At 49.1% G+C, this 3522-nt stretch carries 4 protein-coding genes and 1 pseudogene; all 5 read right to left on the bottom strand.

Features of this window, described 5'->3' with window-relative positions; translation table 11 throughout:
* Window positions 1–698 (bottom strand): annotated as a pseudogene (locus H9S92_RS00485) (hypothetical protein); the annotation flags it as partial.
* 178 nt (window positions 699–876) lie between these two features.
* Entirely contained in the window at window positions 877–1317 is a 441-nt protein-coding gene (locus H9S92_RS00480; protein WP_187464768.1) for an SMI1/KNR4 family protein, read from the bottom strand.
* A gap of 45 nt (window positions 1318–1362) precedes the next feature.
* Window positions 1363–1680, bottom strand: a complete 318-nt coding sequence (locus H9S92_RS00475; protein WP_187464767.1) for a hypothetical protein — start codon at window positions 1678–1680, stop codon at window positions 1363–1365.
* Window positions 1677–1985, bottom strand: coding sequence for a hypothetical protein (locus tag H9S92_RS00470; protein WP_187464766.1), 309 nt, complete (start codon window positions 1983–1985; stop codon window positions 1677–1679). Before H9S92_RS00470 ends, H9S92_RS00475 begins: the two co-directional genes overlap by 4 nt.
* 1 nt (window position 1986) lies before the next feature.
* Window positions 1987–3522 (bottom strand): RHS repeat domain-containing protein (locus H9S92_RS00465; RefSeq protein ID WP_320055149.1); only part of this gene is annotated, 1536 nt, incomplete at its 5' end.

Genomic DNA, 3522 nt, shown 5'->3' with positions numbered 1-3522 from the left:
CGCCCCACCACCGGGTCCAGCGTCCGGTAGAGGGCCATGTTTACGTCCAGGTCAAAAGCGTCCAGGTGCTCAATGCCGTTGTATTGGTAGGCGGACTTTGCACCTGCGGTCGCGCCCATCCAGGGGCCGGTCATCTTCATCCCAAATGGGTAATAATGCTCCTCCTGAATAATCTCGCTCGGCACCTCGGGGATGCCGTTGTTGTTCAGGTCGGCGTACATTATTCTGGTATTTCCCAGATGGTCCGTCAGCACATATTGCCATTCCTGGGCCGCGCCCGTGAAGCGGATGCGCCCCTCGGCGTGGTGGATGGATTCGAGGGTTTTGGCCCCCACGCCATTTTGCAGGTATTCAATACCCCCGACGTAATCCCGCGTTTCTTCCGGGCTCCCAAAACTCGTTTTCTTTTCCCGCCTCAGGAGCGTGCCCGCAGCATCGTAGGTGAGGTCCAGCCGCTGGTTATTGGCCCACACGATGCTGGTGGGCAGGTCTTGGTGGTTATAGGTAATGGTGATGCCCCGGCTGGGGTCGGTTCTCAGGTTTCCGTTTCCGTAGGTATCGTAAGTATAATTGGGGAGCCCTGGCTTGTAGCCCAGGGTGGTGGAGCCGGGGGTGGTTTCGTTGATGTCGCCATCCGCCCGGAACCCCAGCGGGCTCAGCCAAACAACGAGCAACAACAGCAAACGGAGCAGCAGCATGAGACGAAGATAAGGTTTTTTTGGGCGCGGCCGCAGGTGCAAAGTAAGAAATCTGAAGCGGTGTTTTGCGGCGAGCCTGTGTAGATACATAGGAGAGTGGCCGATGAGGAACAGCGCCAAATGTTTGCGATGTTCGATTCATTTTTATGGGAGCTAGGGCGAGACTGCCCCACGCAAACTAAGAATAAAGGCTATTCAAAAACTCATTCAACGTGTCCGATAGATAAGCGGGTTGGTATGAGTTATCGAATTCGTTTTCATGATCCCAAAAGTAAATTTTGCCAAAATCGCTTTCCCGGCAACTAATCAATACAAAATTTCCGAGGGGATCAGTGGCTATTGGTATAAGGTATTTGTTTAGCCTCCCCTCACCATTTAAATCTTGAATACATCTACTCAAGTCATAGTCATCTCCACTGTTCACAGCATGGAAGTAGTCAATCTGAGACTCAGCTTTTTCGCCATCTTCCATGAAAGAGAAGGTATCGGGACTACAACTTCCACCATTGTACTTTAAAATATGACGTACGTATTCTGACGGAAATTGTATTCCGTGATTAGTCTCAATCTGTTTGATTGCCTCAATTGAAGTATCCGGTTCAGTATCTATAAATTTCATTATCCCAATTCAAGGCGGTTACGAATGCCAGAATATTGACTGGTGTCAATCAATTTTTTGGCCTATTACCTCCAACGAATCGGGTGCCAAGTACACTTTATGCTCTAGGCTTAACTCATGTTCCCCAAAAAAAACGATAGGGTAGTCTTTTAGAAAGTCTTTATCCATGTATCCCGAAAGGGCACAAAAGTCAGTTACAATATCTTCTTCCAACTCCGCATCAACCATACTAGGCTCCCTATACACTAGTTTTAGTTTAACTCTATCGTCTACATACTCAAAGGAAGCACTTAGTAAATTGTCTGTCACGCACCCCACAAGAGCGCCGTTTAGGGTACAGATATCCACTCTGAAGTCTTTCATATTAAATTAATTATAGCTCGTCCAAACATGTGAACCGACAATTTATCAAATTCAAAATCATTAAACTGGTTTAAAGTTATACAATTGACTTGAAAATCAATATCCAAATAATACAATTCTGATTTGACGCAGTTGCTCACATGTTTTTTCAAGTCTTCATTGAAGGCGCTTTCATTTAACACAACTGCACGGATCACGACAACATCTCCTTGCAAATCAAGACTGATATGCATCACATCCTTGCTAATATTACCCAGTAAAGATCTTTGAACCGTGTAATACAAAATGCTCATCTCTGTAGCCATACTAAAAATTTGGATTGTAAGGTACGATGGAGAAGTTGGAAGTCCCCTTCACTATAAAAACATTCGTTTTTTGAGACAAAAAGCCTGCACCTACATTGTGATTATATCCCGTCACTCCATTTACCCTATAGACTGGGAACCTACTTTTCCCAGGAGTGTTGCCTAAAAATTGACCTTGCCCGTCTTTTATGGCCTCTGCAACTTTACGCGCATCGTCAATACTTTCAAAATAGCTAGCACCATCATACATCTTATGTCCCTTTATATGTCGAAACTGCTTTTGTACCGAAAAGTTGTCGAATGGACTTTTACCTCCATTCAACTGCACTGGTTCATCCAAAGTTACGCCAGAATCAACATCATCAGCAAAAGATGGATCTTTTACCATGTTGCCGCCTCCGTAAGCGCGAGAAAACCAGTGAGCCCCTACTCCGAAAGCACCCCCCAAAGCACCTCCAACCAGTCCACCCACTACAGCTCCTCGGAATCCGCCAGATATAGCATCATTTACCCAATCATCACTTGTGCCAAATACTGCCCCATTACCAAAGCCCTGTATTCCACCACCTACGGCTCCACCGATTGCACCAGAGACTGCAAAGGAACTAACCGTTGCCACAAGAGTGCCACCGACAGCTGTAGCAGGTGCCGCCAAAGTGCCCACAACCGCTGCGCCAGCACCAATAGCTGCTGCAGCACCGAGTTTACCCCAATTGACCTGCCCCCCTTGGAATATCTGATCCCGATTCTGGTAAACGTTGAATGCGGCTCCGCCAACTGCTATGGCAGCCCAGACTAGTGGCACAATGTCCCCGTCGGGGTCATTATAAACTACAGGGCTATTATTCATAGCATTGTAAGGGCTCAAGCCAGTTAGATACTCCCCCTTCGGATCCACCGACCACCACCGCCCCACCACCGGGTCCAGCGTCCGGTAGAGGGCCATGTTTACGTCCAGGTCAAAAGCGTCCAGGTGCTCAATGCCGTTGTATTGGTAGGCGGACTTTGCACCTGCGGTCGCGCCCATCCAGGGGCCGGTCATCTTCATCCCAAATGGGTAATAATGCTCCTCCTGAATAATCTCGCTCGGCACCTCGGGGATGCCGTTGTTGTTCAGGTCGGCGTACATTATTCTGGTATTTCCCAGATGGTCCGTCAGCACATATTGCCATTCCTGGGCCGCGCCCGTGAAGCGGATGCGCCCCTCGGCGTGGTGGATGGATTCGAGGGTTTTGGCCCCCACGCCATTTTGCAGGTATTCAATACCCCCGACGTAATCCCGCGTTTCTTCCGGGCTCCCAAAACTCGTTTTCTTTTCCCGCCTCAGGAGCGTGCCCGCAGCATCGTAGGTGAGGTCCAGCCGCTGGTTATTGGCCCACACGATGCTGGTGGGCAGGTCTTGGTGGTTATAGGTAATGGTGATGCCCCGGCTGGGGTCGGTTCTCAGGTTTCCGTTTCCGTAGGTATCGTAAGTATAATTGGGGAGCCCTGGCTTGTAGCCCAGGGTGGTGGAGCCGGGGGTGGTTTCGTTGATGTC

Source organism: Neolewinella lacunae (assembly GCF_014349155.1).
In the GTDB taxonomy this organism is placed as follows: Bacteria; Bacteroidota; Bacteroidia; order Chitinophagales; family Saprospiraceae; genus Neolewinella; species Neolewinella lacunae.
This window is presented reverse-complemented; position numbering and strand designations above follow the sequence as displayed.

Excerpts from the sequence above, each read along its gene's own strand:
- H9S92_RS00480 (WP_187464768.1), bottom strand. The coding sequence starts at position 1,317 with ATGAAATTTATAGATACTGAACCGGATACTTCAATTGAGGCAATCAAA.
- H9S92_RS00475 (WP_187464767.1), bottom strand. The coding sequence starts at position 1,680 with ATGAAAGACTTCAGAGTGGATATCTGTACCCTAAACGGCGCTCTTGTG.
- H9S92_RS00470 (WP_187464766.1), bottom strand. The coding sequence starts at position 1,985 with ATGGCTACAGAGATGAGCATTTTGTATTACACGGTTCAAAGATCTTTA.